This window comes from Sediminibacillus halophilus (genome assembly GCF_900103695.1).
Lineage (GTDB): Bacteria > Bacillota > Bacilli > Bacillales > Amphibacillaceae > Sediminibacillus > Sediminibacillus halophilus.
Window position 1 is genome coordinate 214,330 of sequence record NZ_FNHF01000006.1, and the last position, 23,273, is coordinate 237,602.

Here is a 23,273-nt window from a genome sequence, read left to right on the forward strand (position 1 = left end):
GCATCTCCTTTTTAACTAGAACTTTCTGAATAGAACCTGTTATAAATTAAAAGGACTTGCTAGTTAATTATCATGCTGTTTCTCAATTAATGATGCTTCATTCGCCAGTCATTTCGGTTGGCGATACGATTGCGGCCATTCTGCCTTGCCTGCGCAAATGAATGATTTGTGCTGTCAGGCCCACGATGAGAATGAGGAATAGAGTGGCTTGAGCGCCAAGAAGAATTGGCGACTTCACGTCAGCTGCTATCGGATTGCCGTCTGGAACACGGGTAAGGGTTTCGGTAACGGTCGGCACCATCAGCAGAAACGCCGTCAAACTAAGTGAGATTGTTTCAAGGTACTTTCTCGCACGCCCAAGGCTCGCAATACGCGCGAGGCCGTATCCGGTAAGCAGCAACAGGATCGTTGCGGTTCCAATGACATAGCTGACCGACTGATGTGCGATGGGGAAAACTGTGATAGCGCCAATCAACATCGAAATAAAGTAGAAAATACCGGCCCTAGATCGAGGTACGATCCGTCCGTAGCGAGCAAACATATATATAGCTAGCGGAATAGCGGGTAAGCTGCTGAGCGTATGCACCCAGCCGAGTGATGAAATTCCAAACATAATTGTCTCCTTCCAGTCCTTAAGGACAAGGGTATTATTTGTTCTGTCCTCGCGCCAGCCGATATTAGCGGCTGGTGCTTTCTGATCAAATCAGTGATAGCTTAATTTGGCTTAAGGTCAGCCACTTTGATGGATAGAGGCGGCATTCGCACCTGCACGAAGAATATTCCTGCCAATGCAGATTGCTCCGTACATGGGAAAGCGAAAACCATCATGTGCTTAAAATATAGAGCGTCTGGCCAGCAAGGTCGAAATTCGTTTTGGTTTACAGTTATACGCTATCTACTAGTAGGTAGGTTAAAAAGGTGCTTAACCCGATGCTTAACATCGTACCCATGCAATCTGAATAAACATCACCACACTGAATCACTCTCGATGGAACCGGTCCCTATTAATTTTTATTTACCGGCTATGAAAACTCGTTTTATTCTATAGGGAGTAAAGTCCTTGATGTATGTAAGTTTGGCTTATCGAAAGTCAGCAGGGGCTGTTTCGCAATCCCTGTGACCAAGGGCCATCGAGTTTTCAGCGGTTTACTACGGCACGAAATAGCTATTATCCAACACGCCATGATTTAACAACCCGCATGGCTGGCCCTCATAATCCAAATTAATGATCATGGAATAGGGAATCACAACCGCCGTTTCGCCCGCAGAACGACAAAAGTAAGCAAGACCGTTGCGAATTGTTGTATCATCATGACTGGTCTCTGTAAAAGCCGCGTAAAAAGGTGAGTTTATTCTCAATTACACATAACGTAACCCGACCTGCACTCCGGACGGGTTACGTCAAGGAAGGTCATGTTGAACTCCCTTCATCTCGATCATAAAACTTGCGACCATCGCTCTCGCGGTTTTCATCGCAAGGAAAGCACGAAGTGAGTCGTTCCAAGAGTTGACCTGTCACGGCGCCGAATATCTTCGGATCGCCATAAGCCCGCGCTGAAAGCATCGCACCGTGAACCGTCGCCATGAATGTTTCTGCCTCGTCACCAGGGGTACTCACCAGATGAAGTTGCCCTTGTCGTGCGCCACGCTCCAACACAGACGTCAACCATTCCGACAGGTAGCGGAAATGCGCCTGGACCTCTACTCCTACTTCCTCGGGCAGGACGGGGAGCTGGCTTGCCAACAATGCACAGACACAAAACGGAGCGCTTGCGTCCGCGATGCAGGCTTCCCAATAACCAACGTAGAGGCGAAGCTGTTCGACCGGTTCGGATACCTGAAGTTCTAGATTCACCATCCCCGCTTTAGCTTCTTCCCGATACCGCGCAACCAGCGTTCTCACCAAGTCGACCTTGCTTGGGAAATGGTGATGGATACTCGCCTTACGAATCCCAACCACATCAGCGACGTCGGCATAACTGAAACCGTTGTAGCCGCCATTGACGATCAGAGAACGCGCACAAGCCAGAATGTCATCATACGTAGTAGATGAATTTGCCATACCTCTGTTCTACCTCCTAGTTGTAAGTTGCCAACAAATCACCAACCACCTTGATACTTGCCTTACGAATCCCAACCACATCAGTAGTCTCGGCATGACTGACTCATTGCAGCCAGCAGCGACGGTCAGAGGTACGTGCACAAGCCAGAATGTCATATAGGTGGCAGAAGGATTTGTTACATATAACCTACCATTTGGTAGGTAGTTTTGTCAATGTATCTTTTTCCACACTATGAATTATTTTTGCGCTCTTATTTATTGCTTTTTGTTTTTTCGGTTAAATACTTGATATTCTTATATGAGTTTAAAAACTTGTTCTTACTTGGCTTCTTTTATCCACTCGTTTATATTGTCATTCCAGTGTTTTGGTGGATAATTGGTAGTACACACGACATCACCAACGTAAAGCTTCCAATATCGATTAAGCTAGTTGTTGATTTTAATTAAAGTTTGATTTTTTATAATAAAGATTGATCATTTTAAATAAAGTCCAATAATTTATAAATAAATAATGCTGATAATCTGTATTTATAACTTTAACAATCTGGGGATATTCTCGAATAACTTTTGGTAGTTGATTTGAAAACCAGCTTGTATAGATGTACTGTAAATGATTTCCGATAATCTTAAAAGTCATAATTTAGGAAGCAAGCAGAATACGAGGACTGACCCTCCGTCCCGGTATAAATTCTTTGTAAGACATAAATTATAAAATGAAGCAGGATATTTTATAGTTAAATTAAATGAACAACTTCAGATTTAGTCACAAAATCACACATCTACTCGTTATATTTGTAGCACTGCTACGAGTTAGCAAACAGAAAGAGAATGGAAGTGAAATGATGCAGGAATTGTATAATCAATATAAAGGTTTGTTATTTAAACTTGCCTACCAATTGTTAGGTTCGGTTTCTGATGCAGAGGATGTTGTACATGATGTTTTTTTAAAGCTATATGATGTACCGCTGGAGAAGCTGACTGAACCTAAAGCGTACTTATGTAAAATGGTAACGAATCGTTGTAGAGATATACAAAAATCAGCACTCAAAAAGAGGGAACAATATTTTGGAGAATGGTTACCGGAACCTCTTGGCAGTTTGGATGCAGATACAATGGAATCTGTAGATCTTGACGATCAATTGTCATATGCGATGCTTGTGCTGCTTGAAAGGCTGACACCAACTGAACGTGTTGTTTTTGTTCTTCGTGAGGCACTAGGTTTTGATTTTAAAGAGATTGCCGTTCTCATTGAAAAAAGCGAAGTGAATTGCAGGAAACTGTTAAGTCGTGCAAGATCAAAGATGGATGTTGCACCTGAAGAGCCTATTCATGCTGAAGCAGTAAAGCATGAGTTAGTTCGTGATTTTCTGACAGCACTTAAACAGGGGAATTCGAACCAAATTATATCTATGCTTGATTCAAAAATTGTACTTGTCACAGACGGTGGAGGGAAAGTTCCGGCAGCTGTTTATCCAATCAAAACACGAGATCATGTTGCACGTTTTCTTTTTGGTGGTTTACTCAAGTCATCCATGATAGAGGGAATTCCACAAATTGCTATCAGTCAATTTAACGGACAGCCCGCTCTTATATTCCGTTCAAGTGAAGGCATTCATACGGTATGTATCCTTCATGTGGAGGGAAATTTAATTCGTAATTTATATTTAGTTCGGAACCCCGACAAGCTGAAGCGTCTAGGAATTTGAAAATGATAATAAAGAAATGACCAAGTATAAGAGTTCATTAGGGAAATTATAATTTCATAGCATTCGTAATCTAATTGATTTTGAGACCCTTAAGATGGATACACTAAAAAAGTAAACCATCTTAAGGGAATTTTTTGCGGACACTATTAAAGTATAGTTTTGACTGCTGAGCTACGTGTTGATAACGGTTGAGCCAATCATCACTAAATTAGCGCGTGGTGAGACACACGTTTACTGTGCTTTCCAGCTGCCTAGCTTAGGCCAGCTTTAGTCAACCCAAACGCTGTGTCAGCAGACCCCGGCACATTTTTAAAAGCGACGTTAATGCGGTTCCAAGCATTGATTGCCATGATGGAAAAGGTTAGATCTGAAATTTCCTTTTCAGACAACTGCTCCCTAACACGATCAAAAATGTCATCAGGAACACCTTGATCAGGTAACTTAGTCAACACTTCAGTCCAGGCTAGTGCAGCACGTTCGCGTGGACTAAATAACGTTGAATCGCGCCAAACTGAGATGTGGTAAAGGCGAAGCTCACTCTCGCCATCGATCTTAGCCTGTTTGATATGCATATCTAGGCAAAAACCGCATCCATTCATTTGTGAAGCTCTTATGTGAACAAGATGTTGGATTTTCTCCTCAATTGAACTCTCCTTCTCGGCATTACTGAGTTCCATCATCTTTTTGGAAAATTCCGGTGATTGTTGCATGTAATTAATACGTTGTGTCATGATTGTTGTACATCTCCTTTTTTATAAGTATTCTATAAACGCTAACTAAATTTTTTAATGAACCAGTTTAATATCCAATCTTATGCTTTCAAATTTGCCATAACTGTCGCTTTTTATACCATTAGCTTTAATTTCACCTCCTTTTGATAATTGCGTTCAAATATATAACGAAAATAGGACTTATTTTGTGACAAACAACCTAATGTGGAGTTACTGAATTTTCTGAAAATGTAACTAAATTTTACGCAATAGAGATAAGGTTTAAGGCGAGAAATAATAAGGAACAAGGATGACCAAAAAGGGGAGTGGAGAAGCGGAGAAAATGGCAAAGAAAAAGAACCGAGAAGGTATACCGTTGGTACATTCTCGATTCTGATTGGTAGAATAAGACTTAGTTACATGTTGTAAGCGGGAGTTACAGATACACAACAGCTGTAGCTTTGAAATAAAATTTGATTAAAAGTGTTGCTCAAACTCTCTTTTTACAGCAAACAAAAAGAATCCATTTTGAAAAAAGATAGATCAAAATGGATTCTTTTCTTGTGATGGTGTGCAATTTTTATAAAAAAGTTTGATCATTTTTTGCCGTTGATCTCCCACAATCTGCCCGATTGCTGAAGAATTGAAGTAAATTTCTATTTCAATTGACCAATTCGCAGATATTGTATTATAAGATCAACCAGTCGATTTTCGATTTACTTATATTTACCCCTGCGCAGTGGGGCGGACAATGACCTCGTTCACGTCAATCTCAGCCGGTTGTTCGATTGCAAACGCAATCGATCGGGCGATTGCGTCTGCAGGCATAGCAATGTCCTTAAGCCGGGCTTTTACCTCCGGATTTGTCATAGAATCCACGACACTCGTCCGCGTCATACCTGGTGAAATTATCGTCACCCGCAGCTTATCACCAGCTTCTTGCCGCAAACCCTCTGAGATGGCACGTACAGCGTACTTCGTACCTGAATAGACCGATTGGTTTTGTACAGTCTTATGTCCTGCAGTAGAAGCAATGTTAATAAAATGCCCGCTACCCTGCTTGCGGAATACAGGCAGTGCTGCTGCGATGCCATACAAAACGCCTTTAATGTTGACGTCGATCATTTTTTCCCAATCCTCGACGAGCAGGTCGTCAAGGGGGGAAATCGGCATAACACCGGCATTGTTTATAATTACATCAACTTTTCCATAGGTATTTACAGCGTGTTTTACCAAATTTTCAACATCACTACGTTTTGTTACATCCGTTACCTGAAAACTTGCTGAACCACCCTTGGAAGTAATAGTGGTGACCAATTCATCAAGTTGTTGTTTTCTTCTAGCGCCAACAACTACCTTAGCACCTCTCTCTGCCAACAAAGTTGCAGCTGCTTTTCCCATTCCACTGCTTGCGCCCGTAATGATAATGACCTTGTTTTGAATATTTGACACAATAAATCCTCCTTCATCCACTGGGAACTTAATACATGCTACTATTGATATTTGAATCTAACCTTCCTTTCTTTAAATAAAGCCACTTTGAATCAATGCTTTATGACTTCTGAGTCAGTTTTTAATTTCTTCTATCAATAGTTCTACTTAGTATACTTTGTTATTCTAACAATAAGTCAAACTTAATTTTTTTATAAGATAGTATTATTAAATAGAGATGACTGAAGTTTATCTTTCCCTTTTAATAGGGTTAATGTTATAGTAACTATAACTTGAAAGGAGGTAAATTAAATGCCATATTCAATGAAATATGTCGTAGATTACCTAAATGTAACTGCGAATACTCTTAGATACTATGAAAAAGAAGGGATACTAAAAAATATTTCTCGTGATTCCATGGGACATAGGGTATATGACGAAAAAAATATTGAGACACTAGATTTTATCCGTACTTTAAGATTAACCGGAATGCCCATTTCCAAAATTAAGGAGTATCTTGATTTATACGAAATTGGAGATGATACTATATCACAACGAAAGGAAATGATGATGCGGCACAAATTAGTGGTGCAGAATAAGATTAATGAGGATCTCAAACACTTAGAAGTTATAAGTTATAAAGTAGCCATGTATGAAATTATAGAAAAAGGATACAGACAGAACCCTCCACGACACGATGATTGAAGTGTTGATGGTATGACTCCCTTTTTGCCTTTACTCTAAAAGAGGTTAGGTATATTTTTTGGTCTTTTGATCACAAATCGCCATTGGTAATATAGTGTTTTTTTTCATAGTAACAAGGTAAGTTACCACAATCTTTTATCTTCCTGTTAATTAGTTGGAATTTTTCCAAATCCCCCTTCATCCCTTCTCTCCCAACACTTTACTCCTGTTTTCAATCCTAAGGGCAATGTTATTAAGTTCTTCCCTAAAACGCCGATTTCGCCCTCTTTTTCACGTTCTGGCTTGTATCGAATATTTGGACAATGTTAAATAGATGTTCCCTGAACGAGAACAGAAATAAGAAAAAAACATGAGAAAAGAGAACTGAAAGAAATCGATATAAAAACCACCTGAATCCTATTGGACAAGGGATTGAAGAGATATTGAGCATAAGAAAAAGACTGGACCCGTATTGGATCCAGCCTGGATTCGTATTTATTTTACGATTGACTGAAAATGACTGTCTTCCCCTTCTTGTTTCCTCACGTTCTTCCCTCTAAAGTACCAACTATTTAACAGTAGGTACCGACTTTTTAGCTTGGGGAAGTAGAATTTAGCGGGGAGATAACAGCAAGGACTTGCCTGTTTTTATTACTCCACTGTCACACTCTTCGCCAAGTTACGCGGCTTATCAACATCACAGTCACGGTGCAGTGCAGCATAATAAGCAAGCAGCTGCATTGGAACGACACTTACCAGTGGTGTCAGCAATTCATGTACATGAGGGAGAACCAAGGTGTCGCCCTCCTGTTCCAAACCTTTCATGCTGATAACGCAGGTCTTCGCTCCGCGGGCCGCAACCTCCTGGACATTGCCGCGGATGGATAAATTGACACTTTCCTGAGTCGCCAACGCAATGACTGGAGTGCCATCTTCAATCAACGCAATCGTTCCATGCTTCAGCTCACCACCGGCGAAGCCTTCTGCCTGAATATAGGAAATTTCCTTCAGTTTCAAGGATGCTTCCTGGACGACAAAGTAATCAAGTCCTCTGCCGATATAAAACGCATTGCGTGTCTCTGTAAAGAAGTCTCTGGCTATTTCTTCAATTATTTCTTTTTGATCGGTCAAACCTTCCATCGCATTTGCCACGATAGCCAATTCCTGAAGTGGATTGAAGTCGAAAGATAGTCTTTTCGCTTTAGCTGTATCCACTGCCAAAATGGCTAGCACCGCAATCTGTGCTGTATAAGCTTTGGTTGAGGCAACGGCGATTTCTGGTCCTGCATGTAAATGCAGGGTATAGTCTGCTTCACGAGAAAGGGTGGAACCCGGCACGTTTGTCAACGTTAGGGACGGGTGTCCTAATTCTTTGATTTTCACTAGTACAGAACGGCTGTCGGCTGTTTCGCCGCTCTGAGAAATAAATACAAACAAAGGCTTTTCTGATAGTAACGGCATGTTGTAAGAAAATTCACTGGCAATATGCACTTCCACTGGAACATTAGCAATGTTCTCCAAGAACTGTTTTCCTACGAGTCCCGCATGGAAGCTGGTGCCTGCCGCAATGATATAGACACGGTCGGTCTCAAGCATTGCCTGACGCACCTGCTCATCCAGTTTGATTTCATCGTTTTCATCCTGGTATTCCTGAATAATTTTTCGCATTACAAACGGTTGTTCATCGATTTCCTTTAACATGAAATGAGGGTATGTCCCTTTTTCTATATCTGTGGCGTCGATTTCAACCGTGAACGGTTCCCGCTCTACGACAGTACCGTCCAGTTTTTGCAATTCTACGTTGTCTCTCGATACAATGATGATTTCTTTGTCTTCCAGCTCCATATAACGATCCGTCACTTGCAGCGTTGCCATCGAGTCACTGGCCACCACATTAAAGCCATCGCCAAGCCCTACCAATAACGGGCTTTTATTTTTTGCAACATAGATGGTATCTTGATCTTCAGCATCGATTAAAGCAACAGCATACGAGCCTTTCAACAAAGCGATCGCTTCGCGAAAAGCCTGGACGACATCGCCAAGCTCTTGATAAAGTTTTTCAATCAACTGAACGATGATTTCTGTATCTGTCTCGCTATGAAGCGTAACATCGCCCAAAAACTCATTGCGGACATCTTTATAGTTCTCAATTACGCCATTGTGGACGATGGTAAATCGTTGCGTGGTGCTTTGATGCGGGTGGGCATTTTCTTCACTGGGAGCACCATGTGTTGCCCAGCGGGTATGACCAATTCCCATGGTAGCAAAGCTATCATCTGTTTCCACTTTCGAGCGTAAAGCCGCTATCCGGCCTTTTACCTTGAACAAATTGATGCCATCGTCATTCAATGTAGCGATTCCCGCAGAATCGTACCCGCGGTATTCCAGTTTTTCCAAGCCGTTTAAAAGTACTTCCTTTGTATTGTTGTTTCCAATATAACCTACAATTCCACACATATCGTTGTTATCCTCCTTGAGTGCAAGGGGCAAACAAACGACCAGCAGAAAAAGTCACCTCAGACATTGCCGATTTTTGCGCACAGCAAAAAGCAGCAAAATCCGCCAGGAAGACTGTTTCCTCTATAATTTTCAGGGGCGTTTCGTTTGCCCCTTTCCCGTAAAATGATTAGTTGTATCATCTTGTTTTTCTCCTTGTACAAAGAGTCGCCTCTTTGGTTTCGGAAGCAAAAACATGACGGTTGAGATGTGTGCAACCGGGAGGCATCCGCCGAACTGCTCGATAAACCTCCTCCTCGTCAACTATTTTCCTCCGTGCGGAAAATAGCCCAGGCGCTTTTATTAACTTTTACATCGATCCTCCTTCCTTTTTGAATGAAGCATCCATGCCCTAACTGTTTAACCGGTCATTTAGCCAGTTAAACCTTTAAAAGCAGAATACACTTTATTTTACTGCAAAAAAATCAGACTGGCAATAGTTCTTTCTGTCCGGACATAATAAAATATGCATAAAACGGAATAGAAGTGCCGTTTTATGCATATTCATTTCTTTAGAAATTATCTATTCCCGCAAACCGAGCAGTTCATCGATCACATTCGCAACACGATCCACGTATTTTTCACAATCTTCTTTGGTCGGCGCCTCTACCATGACGCGCACCAACGGCTCGGTACCAGATGGGCGAACCAACACCCGTCCATTGCTGCCAAGTTCTTCTTCCACTTTTTCAATCGCTTCCTGAATGGTGGAATTGACCAACGCCTCATTTTTATCGACTACTTTAACGTTTTTCAATACCTGCGGGAACTTTTCCATTTCCGAAGCAAGCTCGGATAAAGGCTTGCCCGTTTCCTTCAAGACGTTGACAAGCTGCAGTGCAGTCAGCATCCCGTCGCCAGTTGTATTGTAGTCAAGGAAGATGATGTGCCCGGACTGCTCCCCGCCGAGGTTGTAGCCGCCTTTACGCATTTCTTCCATGACATATCGGTCACCGACTGCTGTTTTGTCACTTTTCATTCCGTGTTTTTCCAATGCTTTATAAAAACCGATATTGCTCATTATTGTCGATACAACCGTGTTGTGACGCAGCAAGCCTTTGTCGTTAAAATACTTACCGCATATATACATAATCTGATCTCCATCGATAATGTTGCCCAGTTCATCGATTGCTATCAGGCGGTCGCCGTCGCCGTCAAAGGCAAGCCCGATATCCGCTTGTTTTTCCAATACGAAATCACGCAGCGTTTCAGGGTGAGTAGAACCGACCCCGTCGTTTATATTCAATCCATCCGGTGACGTACCGATGGAAGAGATGTCCGCTTCCAAATCGGCAAACAAATGGGAAGCAAGTGATGAAGTAGCTCCGTGGGCACAATCCAAGGCTATATGAAGCCCGTCAAAGTCATTGTCCACTGACTGTTTCAAATACTGAATATACTTTTGACCGCCTTCAAAATAATCATTGACTTGACCGATATCGCCCCCGACAGGACGCGGCAAATCGTCTTCATCGCGATTCATCAGTGACTCGATTTCCTGCTCTTGTTCGTCTGAAAGTTTAAAGCCATCAGGACTGAAGAATTTGATGCCGTTATCCTCTACCGGATTATGGGATGCAGAAATCATCACACCCGCTTCCGCGCTGAGTGCTTTTGTTAAAAAGGCAACGCCGGGAGTTGAAATAACGCCAAGGCGCATCACCTCTGCACCAATCGATAAAAGACCGGCAGACAGTGCGTTCTCCAGCATATTACCGGAAACTCTTGTATCGCGGCCGATTAAAATCTTTGGCCTGCTCGTTCCCTTTGTCAGAACATAGCCGCCAAAGCGGCCCAATTTAAAAGCAAGTTCTGGTGTTAGTTCTTTGTTTGCTATCCCTCTTACTCCATCTGTTCCGAAATATTTTCCCATGATGCACCTCTCCTTTATTCCTTCACGTAAAGTATCATTCTATCTGGACGGTTATTTCTTCAAATTCTGGTTCTACCGCTACTCCGTCCGGGCCGCTTATACTTACTGGAAGCTTATGCTCCCCCGCGGCCAGACTCCCGGCATCGACCGATAACTGAAAGTCACTGGCTGTAATCCCATCGAGCTCTTCTTCTGTTCCCAGCGCCGTCACATTCATTTCATCTTCTTCTGGTTCAATAAAATTCAACGTCGCATCTTCCGGAAGATTATGGACATCGATTGGAACATTTTCTATGGTAGACGTTTCTGTACGCTCCAATTCAATTTGTACTTTTACCTGTTCCGGCTCCACCAGGCGCATATCCGTGGATGGTGCCAGGCTAACTTCCATAGTAGTTGCTTCCGTAATTTTGGAAAGATCGATTTCCTCGGTCTCGATTTGCTCGATATTCGCCAGGTTTTCCTCTGAAGCATAGACCTTCACATCGCTTGGTTCCACTTCCATCGATTTAATGGAATAACCGTCCGGCAGCTCTCCTTTAGTCACGGTTTCTACTGGAACTTCTTTATTTGGGCTATTTATATCGACAGATACTTCAACCGTTTCCGGCTCCACCCGTACACTTAGCTCATTGCCTTGGCTGTCATAAACTTTCACCGGCACTTCTCTTGAATCAATTGGTTTATCTACATCCTTCAAGTCCACATACGCTTTTACAACGGCAACCTTGTCTACTTCGCTTTGCGAACTGGTTACTTCCACCGTTTGCGGTTCTGCAGAAGCATCACCGATTTCAAATCCATCCGCTAATTGACTCGGATTGATGTAATCTACCTCGACAGGGAACGACTCTGTAGCCCGTTCTTCAATCGTAACTTCAGCAGTTTTTGGCTCCATTTCGACATTGATATCACTAGGAATGCCTGAGTACTGGATCTCGACAGTATGAGTCCCCGGTTCAAGGCCCTGCAAGTCAACAAACACCTCAAATGAGCGTTGTCTTACCAAAGGGGTTACAGAACTATTCGGCCCTTCTATATTCATGTTGACATTCTCCGGCACACCGCTTACCACATAATTTTCTTCATCGATTTCAATGTTGACTGGCACATTGTTCATCGTTTCTATTTGCTCAGAACCGCTTGGAATGAAGGTTTTCGAGTCATCTGGCGGAGCAATATTATCGTCCAGCCTTACTGCCGTGAAGAGCAGTATCGCCATCGCCAATGATAGACCCCGGATAACCCAAGGACTTTTCAACCAATTATCCATTCTTTTTCCCCCTCCAGTTCCAGCTTTTTGCCATAGGGGACTTAGCAGTAATATCCAGCTCTTGTTTCAGCATTTCGATTAGTTTTTCCTGGTCCAGATCCCTGTGCAATTCTCCGTTTTTCGTACAAGAGATTTGTCCAGTTTCTTCTGATACTACCACGGTCAATGCGTCAGTCACTTCACTGATGCCCATCGCAGCTCTGTGCCTCGTTCCCAACTCCTTTGAGATAAATGGGTTTTCCGATAACGGCAAATAACAAGCAGCAGCGATGATTTGTTCATTTTTCAAAATAACTGCCCCATCGTGTAGTGGGGTGTTGGGTATAAATATGTTGGTCAACAGCTCATTCGTCAATCTTCCATTAATCGGAATTCCGGTTTCGACATAGTCACCCATCGGTGTTTCCCTTTCAATGGTAATCAAAGCACCGATTCTTCGTTTCGCCATATAATTGCAGGACTTTACGATAGCTTCAACGTTTCGGTTTAATAATTCTTCTTCGGAAGTTGTGTTCCGAGAAAAAAAGCTTCCTCGGCCCAATTGTTCCAAAGCACGTCTGAGCTCTGGCTGAAATAGGATAATAATCCCCAGAAAGCCCCAAGTGATTGCCTGCCACATCAACCAGTTGACGGTTCTCAAGTTAAGTACACTCTCACTGCTCAAAAACCAAATTCCAAGCACGACAAAAATACCCTTTAACAGTTGAATAGCCTTCGTGCCTCTGATTAACATGATCAATTTATATAAAACATACCAGACAAGGGCAATGTCTATTCCGATTCTAAGTATTCCAAGTACGTTGATCCCCTCATCAAACATGTTTCCACGTCCTTCTATGCATGAAATCTTCTTCCTATCTGTTGATTGATAACGCTATGTACTTGCATTTTAATCCCTGGCAAGGGAATTCTCAAGTACCATCCCTCCGGACAAGCTATTTTATTATATCATATATTAACATTATTCAATAATTACGCTTAAATGTATATACTTCCTTGTTTCGAACAATATAAAACCTTTGCCCTACAAGAAAGGCAAAGGTTTTGTTCATGTCCCCATTATTCTTTCAACGAAAATACACTTTTGGTTACATCTTTGATATGATACCAAATCCAGTCAAACAATTGGTTCACTTCTTTTAAGTCACCACTAACTTGACCGGCTGAGGCCATTAGGTGGTCCCCATTGATGATGACCACATCTCCATTTACTTCTCCTTCTATCTTCACGTCCCCGTTTTTGACAACCAAGTCCCCGTCGACCACCACATCTTCTGGAACAATGACGGTATCATCCTGGATAATTAAGTTCTTTTGCTTCGAAACGGACAATTGACCATCTTGATTCCAAGCGGAGAAAATTCCGCTAAACATAAATATGAAGAAAATCGCGGCGGCGGTTATAATCGGGTGGGCTTTGAACCAGCGCATAAAGCCAACGCGTCTTTTTTCTTTTGGAAGACTGTTCATTACGTTTGCTGTGAAATCGGAAGGTGCCTGGATTTCACTGCTGCTCTTCAACATCGTAACCGTTCTTTTCAACTCATGAAAATGCTTCTGGCACGCTTCACAGGACTGCAAGTGGTTGCGTAACTTATTTTCTTGTTCCTTCGATAGGTTTCCATCCAGATATATGTGCATGAGGTTAACAATTTCTTTATCGCAGCTCATTTGTATTCACACTCCTTTACACGTGGCGAAGCCGTTTCCTCAGGGCTTCTCTGCCTCGATGAATCCGTGTTTTCACTGTTCCCATCGGAATATCCAATATCTCACTAATCTCTTGTAAAGACAATTCTTCGAGATATCTCAAGGCAATCACTCCCCGGTATTTAGGTGGAAGTGCCATGATTTCCTGTTGAATGTAACTCTGGAGTTCCAGACTTTCCACTTCTTCCTCGGGTAATGCTTGTTCTGCGGGCAATTGCGAATACATATCCAATCCATCGGTACCTTTTACTTCTGCATCCAGGAAGTAATCAGGTTTTTTCTTACGGATCCTGTCAATGGACAAGTTGGTTGCTATACGATACAACCATGTAGAAAATTTACGTCGCTCATCAAAAGTATGGATATTCACATAGGCGCGAATAAAAGCTTCTTGTGCAATATCTTCTGCTTCATGGCTATTACCCAACATCCGGTAACATATTTGGTATACTTTATTTTGATAAAAGGAAACAACGTCCTCAAATGCCGATTGGTCTCCTTTTTTCACTTGCTTTATTTTTTGCTTTATCATCATATCCATTTAAAAATACCTCCGCTGCATTTGCGGTCACTATCCTATACGAGTGACGATCATTTGAGGTTTCAGTTTTTTTGCCCTTTTTTTGTACAAACAGAGCAGGAATTTTTCCGTTCCTCCGATTAATGAAAAAATATGTTTATAGGTCTATTAAACCGGGTAAATATTAACATCTATATTATATCAGTTTAGGAGGAAGGTATGGATATTAAATTGTATTTGTTGGAAAAAATCGAAGCTTGCCGCAAGGAAATGCTTGAATTATCCCGAAAAAAAGAGCTTACCTCAGATGCAGTCGTCTCCGCAAGCACCAGACTCGATTACTGGCTGAATGAATACGATAAAGCTTGACCAATTACAAATAAAAAAACCCCCGCTTTTCAGCAAGGGCCACAACACTAATACTACTTTAATTTTTCTCCAAATAAGGAACCCATTAATCCTACAGCTATTACAGCTGTTTTATTTTTTTCGTCTAATATGGGATTTACTTCCACAAACTCCGCAGAAGTGATCATGTCTGTTTCTGCCAGCATCTCCATAGCCAAATGGCTTTCCCGATAACTCAAGCCTCCGATCACCGGAGTGCCCACACCTGGCGCATCACCCGGATCGAGTCCATCTAAATCAAGACTGAGATGCACGCCGTCGGTACGTTCCTTCAAATAATCGATGACTTCCGATATTACTGCAGACATTCCGATCCGATCCACCTCATGCATTGTATATACCTTGATGCCCTTTTCCCTGATAAGCTCTTTTTCGCCTTCATCCAATGAGCGCGCACCGATAATGACAATGTTCTCCGGTTTTATTTTTGGCTGATATCCTAATATATTGGTAAGACGCTCGTGACCCAGTCCAAGGTTAACCGCCAACGGCATTCCGTGTATGTTACCGGAGGGCGAAGTGTCCGCTGTGTTTAGATCTCCATGAGCATCATACCAGATTACTCCAAGGTTTTCGTAATGCTTTGCTATACCTGCAAGGCTTCCGATAGCGATGCTATGATCGCCCCCTAAGACAAGCGGAAATCTTCCCGCAGTTATCGTTTCATCTACCTGTTTTGCAAGCAACTCATTTCCCTCCGCAACTTGGCTTAAATTGCGCAAGTTGTCTTGCAGCTGTTCCGCCCCCCGACTCGGACGAGAAATTTTAATATCTCCCAAGTCCTCGATTTGAAAATTCAGTGCCTCCAGGGTTTCCAACACTCCGGCATAACGAATTGCGCTCGGACCCATATCGACTCCCCGTCTGTTCTGGCCTAAATCCATAGGAACCCCTATAATCGATACCCTCTTATTATTCACAATATTTCCTCCTCCAATTAATTCTCCTGCAAAACTTCAAGGATACGCTTTCATTATTTATCATCTCTGAAGTTTGTTCCTTCCTAACTTCATTTTAGTCAAAGATACAGGAATGACTCAACTGGACATAAAACTGTATATATATACGAATGGTGGTTCGAGGGGAAGACCCTTGCATACAAGAGTACCTTGTTCACCTCTGAAGCCTCAAGACAAATCTCAAAGCGACACACACAACTACCACCAGGGGACTGGCTTAAGACTTTAAGCTGAGCAGGCTCCGGAGCCGGACAAGCAAGATTTTAACCAAAAAAAGAGCGAAGCTACTATTAAAAGTAGCTTCACTCTTTATGAAAAGTGGAGCCTAGCGGGATCGAACCGCTGACCTCCTGCGTGCAAAGCAGGCGCTCTCCCAGCTGAGCTAAGGCCCCATATTGGAGCGGAAGACGGGATTCGAACCCGCGACCCCCACCTTGGCAAGGTGGTGTTCTACCACTGAACTACTTCCGCAAGTGGTGCGGATGGAGGGACTTGAACCCCCACGTCCGAAGACACTAGAGCCTGATTCTAGCGCGTCTGCCAATTCCGCCACATCCGCAAAATCTACTGGCAATAAAACAAGACATGGAGGACTCTGAAACACAGCCCTGTCCATTTGAGATGAATGATGAGCCATGGAGGATTCCGACGCCGCAGGCTAGTCCTTGCGTCACTGGATGGCAATGAAAAGCAAGGGGAACCGTTGGTGAGAATCCGGACCATAACTTCCTTGATGAGCCATGGAGGATTCGAACCTCCGACCCTCTGATTAAAAGTCAGATGCTCTACCAACTGAGCTAATGGCTCATGATTAATGATAATAATACTACCTAATCATGTTACTTATAAAAGAAAATGGCTGGGCTAGCTGGATTCGAACCAGCGAATCACGGGATCAAAACCCGATGCCTTACCGCTTGGCTATAGCCCAATAAAAACAAAAGCAGTGCCAGCTGCTCGCACTTTTATCGTTTTTATCAATTTTTAATGGTGGAGGGAGTAGGACTCGAACCTACGAACCCGATGGGAGCGGATTTACAGTCCGCCGCGTTTGGCCAACTTCGCTATCCCTCCATAAATCAATACTTCTTGCAAGCCTATTATAAGCTTTAGGATGCAAATTATTCAACTGATAAAGATGGTGCCGGCCAGAGGACTTGAACCCCCAACCTACTGATTACAAGTCAGTTGCTCTACCAATTGAGCTAGGCCGGCAAATGGTGGAGGATGCAGGGCTCGAACCTGCGACCCCCTGCTTGTAAGGCAGGTGCTCTCCCAGCTGAGCTAATCCTCCAAATGCAAATATATGGTGACCCGTACGGGATTCGAACCCGTGTTACCGCCGTGAAAGGGCGGTGTCTTAACCACTTGACCAACGGGCCAGCGTTGATATCTGTCAAACTGACAGATACTATTATAACTCTTTTCCATGGTGTTTGTAAAGAGAAAATTTTATTTTTATTTGCCTTGAATACAATAAAAGGCGTACCTTTTCTAAGGCACGAATATGATTATAATTGGTATCGGTAATTTTGACAAGCATTTTTTCAAAAAATATCCTTTATTAGATAAAAAAATAGCCCCTTAGTGAGACGGCACCAAGGGGCAATCTATTTATATTATATAGGGGGAGGTAAAAAGCTTAGTCTTCCGTGTTAATAAACAATTTTCCTTCGGCCGCTGCCTCGGTTACATTACCATAGTCATCGCCGACTTTAACAACAATTTCTGCTCCTTCCGCTATCAAATTGGAAGTCGCTGTCCAGTACCCAACATAATGTCCTTCTTCCGTTTCTGTCATCGGAAGTTCGGTAGCATTGTTGGACAAATTGGTTAAAGGCATTTTGATATAGAACGTTGCCTCCAGATCTGCATCCGAATCAAATTCAATTTTCACTGATTCGCCTGCTTGAAGATGGATATCCTCTTCCGGGGTAACGTTGGTAATTTCCGGAGCGGCCAATTTCGCATCAATGGTGATGGTGTTGACACGGGCATTACCAGCTTTGTCAACAGCCCGGACTTTAATTTCATTTTCCCCGTTGTCCACGAGAATCCGCTTCGAAAACGTTCCATCTTCATTAACTTCTGCTTTTTGACCGTTCACTACCACTTTATCAAGATTGTCTTCCACAACCTCGCCAGTAACCTTCACTACTTCTTTATTCGTTTTATCCCCATCTTCTGGAGATGTGATAGTAAGTTCCGGCTTCTGTTGGTCCAGTGTTATGACCACTGGATCAGAAGGATCGGTGGAACCGTTATCGGTAGAAGAAACAGCTGTCAGGGAATTAGCCCCTGGTTCAAGCGTAACATCGACCGAAAATTCACCATCTTCACTTACTTCTGTCACCGCCGCTTCTTCTTCATTATTGTAAACAGTCAGGGTTGTAGATGGAGCCGCACTTCCAGTAACCGTTACAACTTCTTCCTTGGTGTAACTGTTATCCGATGGTGACTCAATTACCGGTGCCTCAGCGGCGTAACTTACCAAAGCCCGGATCATGTAATTCCCTTCAGATTCAGGTGTTTGGCTCCAGCCTCCGTCGACCAGCTGCCAGCTTCTACCGGCGTTTTCTCCATCTTCATCAGTACCTAACCCAGGAGTATTTGGATTAGGTTGAGTTTGAATATAGACCATATAGAAATCTCCCGATACAGAAATTCCTTTCTCAGCCAGGTCAACGCGTGTCCACTCGCCGTTACGCAATGCCGTAGCATCATATGGTCCTCCAAGTTTTTTACCTGGTGCTCCGTCCGGTCCGCTGGCATCATATACAGCTACTTGAAATTCCTCGCCACCCGGTACTGGCCAGTCTTCTGTCCAGAAGCGGAAAAGTCCACCAGTGACCATAGCTGACTCCTGCCCCTCTGCAAGGGACATTTTTACAGCCCAGCCGTTGCCTGCATCATAAAATGCACGAGCATTCTCTGCGGTTCCATCATCATAACCAATTTCTCCAGGATAACCAATGAATGGATCCATTTCAATTGTCAATTCGACCGTTTCGTCTCCTTCAATCGATACAGCAACTTCTTTAGCATGAAAGTCCGGAGCCATAACACGGATGGTGTAATCACCTTCGTATGCATCAATGGAGTAAGATCCATCCGCTCCTGTTTCGACTGGATCGACGGCTGCATCCTCGACAAGCATCAAGGTTGCCCCTTCGATCGGTTCTCCTGTTTCTTCATTGACCACTTGGCCGGAAACTGTTCCTGTTGGAACCGGATTTAATGTGAAGTTCGCTTCTACCGAACCTTCTTCCGGTACATCAACAGCCTGCTCCTCGGCATAGAATCCGTATGCATCTGCTTGAAGTGTGTATTCTCCTGCCCCATGTAGTAAGCGGAAACTTCCATCAGCAGGGTTTGTGTTTACAGAACGATCGGTTTCAAGCACAGTGACAGTTGCATCCAATGGCAAGAGGTTTGGTTGGTATTGATCATCGATTTCCCCTTTTGCCAGCTGGGGTGCAGTCACATCTTTCAGTTTAGAAGGTGCTAATTTTTTCGGATTGACCTTCTTTTTCTTCTCTACCTTTTTATCAGCAGATTTTTTATCCTCCGTAGCTGTCTTTGCTTTTTTCGAAGTGTTCTTATGCAGAGAGGCAGTTGAACCATCTGCCTGATCAGTTAGTGCTACGTCGTCGATATACCAGCCTTCACGCACAACGCTTAAATCGGTATCGACGTGGAAACCTACATACACATTTTGCCCGGCATAGTCAGAAAGGTTGACTTCTGTGTCCGTCCATCCATCTGTTGTGCCGTTAAATTCTTGTAATTGATCCCAATTTTCCATATCAGTAGAAACTACTACATGACCATAATCATAGTTATTTTCCAAGTTAAACCATGATTTGAATTGGAGGAAAGTATCCCCTTCTGGTACTTCTACTGGTGGCATCACCAAGGTCATATTGGAATCATTGTCATAATCTCCTGCTAGGTTCGTACCATAGACATTCTCTCCAGAAGCAGCTTCCTCTGGTCCGGATTCCGGTACACCCCATTGCCAGGAATTGTTTTCCCCAAAAGACAACCAGCCCACTGGATTTGCTTCAAAATCTTCTTCATATCCAGTGGAAATAGCTTCTTTAATGGAAACTTGGAAAACGTCCGTTTCCACTTCATTTTCGCCAAAGTCGACCGCTTTCCACTTGTATTCAAGCGATTCGCCTGCGATTGCTTCCCCTGGGATAACCGCCTGGTAAGTGCCCTCGGTGAAGTCACCTTGAACTAATTCTGCTGCGATTGTTTCCCAATCACCGCCGTCTAGACGATACTGCAGCTCTACCGTGTCAACGCTGACATTATCGTTAACTTGTGCGGAAAGTGAGAGCGGTACGCCTTCATAAGTATCTTCCGGAGCTACATGTTCAATAGCAGGCTCTTCACTATCGTTGCCTTCCTTGTAAACATTACCGGTAATTTCTCCCACTCCGCTGACCACTGCGGAAACCGCATTGAACGCATTGACAATTCCATGTCCAAATCCTTCATTTGGATCTTCCGGATATTGACTGTTTGTGGTCGTGTCAGCAGTTTCCATCAGAATATCCTTTACGTCTTCTACCGACAGAGAACTATCTGCCTGTAGTAACAGAGCGGCAGTAGCGGCTACATGCGGCCCTGCCATCGAGGTACCATTCCAGCCACTCTCGTAGTTGCTTCCCGGTACAGAGGAGCGAATGTTCACTCCAGGTGCTGCAATGTCCGGCTTTATCTCCCCATCATAAGGAGAAGGCCCTCGAGAAGAAAAACTGGCCAATCCATCGCTTGAATCGGTAGCAGCTACCGCGATGACTTCTGGATAATTTGCCGGTGCAGCGATGGTTCCATCTCCAGGTCCATCATTTCCGGCTGAGAATACCGGAACAAGACCAGCGCTAATCCAATTTTGCACCATCGGACGATACCACTCATCCAATCCAGGTCCGCCTCCCCAGGAGTTATTCACTACATCAGGCGCCGCTTCTGGATGCGGAGTACCGTCTGCATCTTTAGGGGCAAGCACCCATTCACCAGCTTCCAGCAAGTCCGCATCCGTACCGCCAGCAGCCGTGAAAGCTTTTACTGCTATCCACTTAGCTCCAGGTGCAACACCTATCTGGTTGCTGCCGTCTTCATCCGTTCCTACCATTGTACCCATCGTGTGTGTACCGTGGCCTTGGTCGTCGTAAGGAGTCTCTTCTCCAGCTGTAGCGTCGAACCAATTTAGTTCGTGATCCGTTTGATCAGGATTAGAAGCATCGAAACCACGATATTGATCTTGTAGTGCCGGGTGATCCCATTGAACACCAGTGTCAATGTTAGCAACGACAACACCACTTCCATCAATCCCCATTTCCTCCCAAACTTCCGGGGCTCCAATTCGATCAATGTTCCATTCTGTAGCATTTGTATCCTTCGCGCGTTTCATTTCTTTTACTGTTTCTTGTTCAGCCGGTGTAAGCTTTCTCACCCGGTTAGGAAGAATCTTTTCTACTTCTGGCATCGCAGCAATTTCCTTCATGATTTCCTCATTACTTGTCACCGCCATCGCATTGACAATGTAATAGGAGTTAAAAGAAGAGACTTTACCTTTTTCGGTTGCACTCTCCAAATATGTTTTTAGCGATTGCTGGGATTCCAAAGCAGTTGATTTTAATTCCGTTACAACTGCTGACGTTTTGACTCGTTTTATTTGTGAGGATGTTAACGAAGAATCAGTTTTTTGGGCAGTCGCTGCAGCATTTTTCGCTGCTTTAGCGGTGTTTGCCTGATCCTTCATTTTCACTAGGTAGGTTAATTCTTTCTTTTTTTGAAAGGAATCAGTTAAATCCTTACTGATTTTGTTATTTACCTGCAGATTATCTTTGATGGAAAGACTTGTTGAGGAGCTTTGTGCTGAGGCTGTGGTGTAAGTAAATAGTTGTAATACCAAAAAAGCGATCAAAGAAATGCTAAGCCATTTCATCTTTCCTCTTTTTGGCCTCAATGATATTTCCCCTTTCCAAATTTTATTGGACTTACTGTTTCTTTCACCTCCTCCGGGACTTTTTTCTGAATATTCTAAAGAAGTTACAATGATGTTACTAAAACTTTCCAAGCTTGGCTAGATAGTTTAGCAAAAAAAGGTAATTATACTCTGTTTTTGTAATATTTAGTCATGGTTAAAGTCCCTGTCCTACATAATGAAACAAGGAAAGAAGGTATATATACTCAACTGTTTTTCATCTTCCAATGTGACAATAGCCTATGTAGTCCTATTTCATAAAATCAAGCATATTAAAAAAACGAGGCAAAGCGAATGAAATAAAAAACATACAAGCAGCGACCCGACTAAGTTCATAGTGAAATCATACAAGCGAGTCACTACCGAGTTAAAAAGATCGGGAATAGAATCAAACAATGCAGAAAACGCTTATCACCATTAAAGAAGGAAATGAAAATAGTAGAGCATATCTTTAAAAGATAGGATTGGCTAACACTATTTTTAAAAAGGGATTAAGAGATAGTGGGATTTACATATAACTTATAAGGGATGTGTTATATTATCAACCATACGAGAGAGGAGAAGGCAAAGGGGCACGCAAATGAACTAACTTTAAAAATAACAACAAAATAAACTTTCTTATAATTGTCCTAAATAGAAAAAACGCTTTATCCCTTACAGGACAAGCGTTTTATAAAGAGCTTCCAGCCGGACTTGAACCGGCGACCTCTTCCTTACCATGGAAGCGCTCTACCGACTGAGCTATGGAAGCAAATGGCTCCACCGGTAGGATTCGAACCTACGACCGATCGGTTAACAGCCGATTGCTCTACCACTGAGCTACGGTGGAATAATCTGCCTGGCGGCGTCCTACTCTCGCAGGGGCAAAGCCCCAACTACCATGGGCGCTGGAGAACTTAACTGCTGTGTTCGGCATGGGAACAGGTGTGACCTCTCCGCTATTGCCACCAGACCTGCAGAATGCAGGTCGTTCTGTTAAGCCCGTTCACAGGACGTGAACGGGCTTAACAGAACTTCCTTCGTGTTTTTTTAGAAAAAGTGTACCTTCAAAACTAGATAAGAAGGAAGACATCAACGAACTTCACACGTGATAGTACTATAATCCAGCTCTGCGGGCTAGATGCTCGCGTCATAAGTCATTCCCCTACAAGCCCCATAAGGCAGGGCTTTTCGGTGACTGGCTTATGCGTGTCGCATCTGACCAAGCCCGCGACGCTTTTTGATTTAAGTTAAGTCCTCGATCGATTAGTATCCGTCAGCTGCACGTGTCACCACGCTTCCACCTCGGACCTATCAACCTCATCGTCTCTGAGGGATCTTACTCATTTAAAATGATGGGAAGTCTCATCTAGAGGTGGGCTTCATGCTTAGATGCTTTCAGCACTTATCCCTTCCACACGTAGCTACCCAGCTATGCTCCTGGCGGAACAACTGGTACAC

General features: G+C 43.3%; 15 protein-coding genes, 11 tRNA genes and 2 rRNA genes. 3 read left to right on the forward strand and 25 right to left on the reverse strand.

Annotated features, from left to right (window positions below):
- Nucleotides 1-97: 97 nt before the first annotated feature.
- The gene (locus tag BLR82_RS17770) at nucleotides 98-613 is read right to left on the reverse strand and encodes a hypothetical protein (RefSeq protein WP_074600785.1); all 516 of its coding nucleotides are present in this window, start codon (nucleotides 611-613) and stop codon (nucleotides 98-100) included.
- Between the two features lie 798 nt (nucleotides 614-1,411).
- Nucleotides 1,412-2,062: a TetR/AcrR family transcriptional regulator gene (locus BLR82_RS17775; RefSeq protein ID WP_083334928.1), complete on the reverse strand. Its 651-nt coding sequence runs from the start codon at nucleotides 2,060-2,062 to the stop codon at nucleotides 1,412-1,414.
- 842 nt (nucleotides 2,063-2,904) lie between these two features.
- Here BLR82_RS17775 and sigJ point away from each other — a divergent pair.
- Nucleotides 2,905-3,768, forward strand: a complete 864-nt coding sequence (sigJ, locus tag BLR82_RS17790) for an RNA polymerase sigma factor SigJ (protein WP_074600788.1) — start codon at nucleotides 2,905-2,907, stop codon at nucleotides 3,766-3,768.
- Between the two features lie 251 nt (nucleotides 3,769-4,019).
- On the opposite strand, the gene BLR82_RS17795 is transcribed toward sigJ, so the two are convergent.
- Nucleotides 4,020-4,499: a carboxymuconolactone decarboxylase family protein gene (locus BLR82_RS17795; RefSeq protein WP_074600789.1), complete on the reverse strand. Its 480-nt coding sequence runs from the start codon at nucleotides 4,497-4,499 to the stop codon at nucleotides 4,020-4,022.
- Nucleotides 4,500-5,204: 705 nt separating this feature from the next.
- A complete protein-coding gene (locus tag BLR82_RS17800; protein ID WP_074600790.1) occupies nucleotides 5,205-5,930 on the reverse strand; it encodes an SDR family oxidoreductase in 726 nt (241 codons plus the stop codon).
- A 291-nt stretch (nucleotides 5,931-6,221) separates the two neighbouring features.
- Between BLR82_RS17800 and BLR82_RS17805 the strand changes: the two genes are divergently transcribed.
- Nucleotides 6,222-6,614 carry a MerR family transcriptional regulator gene (locus tag BLR82_RS17805; protein ID WP_074600791.1) on the forward strand — a complete coding sequence of 131 codons (393 nt, stop codon included), beginning with the start codon at nucleotides 6,222-6,224 and terminating at the stop codon, nucleotides 6,612-6,614.
- 630 nt (nucleotides 6,615-7,244) lie between these two features.
- Here the strand turns inward: BLR82_RS17805 and glmS are convergent.
- The 6 genes from glmS to sigW form a co-directional block, all read right to left on the reverse strand.
- Nucleotides 7,245-9,050 (reverse strand): glutamine--fructose-6-phosphate transaminase (isomerizing), encoded by a 1,806-nt coding sequence (glmS, locus tag BLR82_RS17810; protein WP_074600792.1) that lies wholly within the window; start codon nucleotides 9,048-9,050, stop codon nucleotides 7,245-7,247.
- Between the two features lie 562 nt (nucleotides 9,051-9,612).
- A complete protein-coding gene (glmM, locus tag BLR82_RS17815; protein ID WP_074600793.1) occupies nucleotides 9,613-10,962 on the reverse strand; it encodes a phosphoglucosamine mutase in 1,350 nt (449 codons plus the stop codon).
- Between the two features lie 34 nt (nucleotides 10,963-10,996).
- Nucleotides 10,997-12,235: a CdaR family protein gene (locus tag BLR82_RS17820; RefSeq protein WP_074600794.1), complete on the reverse strand. Its 1,239-nt coding sequence runs from the start codon at nucleotides 12,233-12,235 to the stop codon at nucleotides 10,997-10,999.
- Nucleotides 12,228-13,055, reverse strand: a complete 828-nt coding sequence (cdaA, locus tag BLR82_RS17825) for a diadenylate cyclase CdaA (RefSeq protein ID WP_074600795.1) — start codon at nucleotides 13,053-13,055, stop codon at nucleotides 12,228-12,230. Before cdaA ends, BLR82_RS17820 begins: the two co-directional genes overlap by 8 nt.
- A gap of 239 nt (nucleotides 13,056-13,294) precedes the next feature.
- Entirely contained in the window at nucleotides 13,295-13,906 is a 612-nt protein-coding gene (locus BLR82_RS17830; protein ID WP_074600796.1) for an anti-sigma factor family protein, read from the reverse strand.
- 16 nt (nucleotides 13,907-13,922) lie between these two features.
- Nucleotides 13,923-14,486 (reverse strand): RNA polymerase sigma factor SigW, encoded by a 564-nt coding sequence (gene sigW / locus BLR82_RS17835; protein WP_074600797.1) that lies wholly within the window; start codon nucleotides 14,484-14,486, stop codon nucleotides 13,923-13,925.
- A 198-nt stretch (nucleotides 14,487-14,684) separates the two neighbouring features.
- On the opposite strand from sigW, the gene BLR82_RS17840 reads away from it, so the two are divergent.
- The gene (locus BLR82_RS17840) at nucleotides 14,685-14,834 is read left to right on the forward strand and encodes an aspartyl-phosphate phosphatase Spo0E family protein (RefSeq protein ID WP_074600798.1); all 150 of its coding nucleotides are present in this window, start codon (nucleotides 14,685-14,687) and stop codon (nucleotides 14,832-14,834) included.
- A 53-nt stretch (nucleotides 14,835-14,887) separates the two neighbouring features.
- Here the strand turns inward: BLR82_RS17840 and rocF are convergent, their stop codons facing one another.
- The 15 genes from rocF to BLR82_RS17915 form a co-directional block, all read right to left on the reverse strand.
- The gene (gene rocF, locus BLR82_RS17845) at nucleotides 14,888-15,793 is read right to left on the reverse strand and encodes an arginase (protein WP_425440911.1); all 906 of its coding nucleotides are present in this window, start codon (nucleotides 15,791-15,793) and stop codon (nucleotides 14,888-14,890) included.
- A 358-nt stretch (nucleotides 15,794-16,151) separates the two neighbouring features.
- Nucleotides 16,152-16,224: transfer RNA gene (locus BLR82_RS17850), tRNA-Ala, on the reverse strand.
- Between the two features lie 4 nt (nucleotides 16,225-16,228).
- Nucleotides 16,229-16,303: transfer RNA gene (locus tag BLR82_RS17855), tRNA-Gly, on the reverse strand.
- Between the two features lie 3 nt (nucleotides 16,304-16,306).
- A tRNA-Leu gene (locus BLR82_RS17860) sits at nucleotides 16,307-16,391 on the reverse strand.
- 175 nt (nucleotides 16,392-16,566) lie between these two features.
- A tRNA-Lys gene (locus tag BLR82_RS17865) sits at nucleotides 16,567-16,639 on the reverse strand.
- Nucleotides 16,640-16,688: 49 nt separating this feature from the next.
- Nucleotides 16,689-16,763: transfer RNA gene (locus BLR82_RS17870), tRNA-Gln, on the reverse strand.
- Nucleotides 16,764-16,820: 57 nt separating this feature from the next.
- A tRNA-Tyr gene (locus BLR82_RS17875) sits at nucleotides 16,821-16,906 on the reverse strand.
- Nucleotides 16,907-16,971: 65 nt separating this feature from the next.
- A tRNA-Thr gene (locus tag BLR82_RS17880) sits at nucleotides 16,972-17,047 on the reverse strand.
- Nucleotides 17,048-17,050: 3 nt separating this feature from the next.
- Nucleotides 17,051-17,126 (reverse strand) — tRNA-Val (locus BLR82_RS17885).
- A 13-nt stretch (nucleotides 17,127-17,139) separates the two neighbouring features.
- Nucleotides 17,140-17,214, reverse strand: a tRNA-Glu gene (locus tag BLR82_RS17890).
- 260 nt (nucleotides 17,215-17,474) lie between these two features.
- On the reverse strand, nucleotides 17,475-21,794 hold the full coding sequence (locus BLR82_RS17895; protein ID WP_074600821.1) for a S8 family serine peptidase: 4,320 nt from the start codon (nucleotides 21,792-21,794) through the stop codon (nucleotides 17,475-17,477).
- 717 nt (nucleotides 21,795-22,511) lie between these two features.
- A tRNA-Thr gene (locus tag BLR82_RS17900) sits at nucleotides 22,512-22,584 on the reverse strand.
- Nucleotides 22,585-22,587: 3 nt separating this feature from the next.
- Nucleotides 22,588-22,662: transfer RNA gene (locus BLR82_RS17905), tRNA-Asn, on the reverse strand.
- Between the two features lie 7 nt (nucleotides 22,663-22,669).
- Nucleotides 22,670-22,785: ribosomal RNA gene (gene rrf, locus BLR82_RS17910) — 5S ribosomal RNA — on the reverse strand.
- 273 nt (nucleotides 22,786-23,058) lie between these two features.
- Nucleotides 23,059-23,273, reverse strand: a 23S ribosomal RNA gene (locus BLR82_RS17915); the annotation flags it as partial.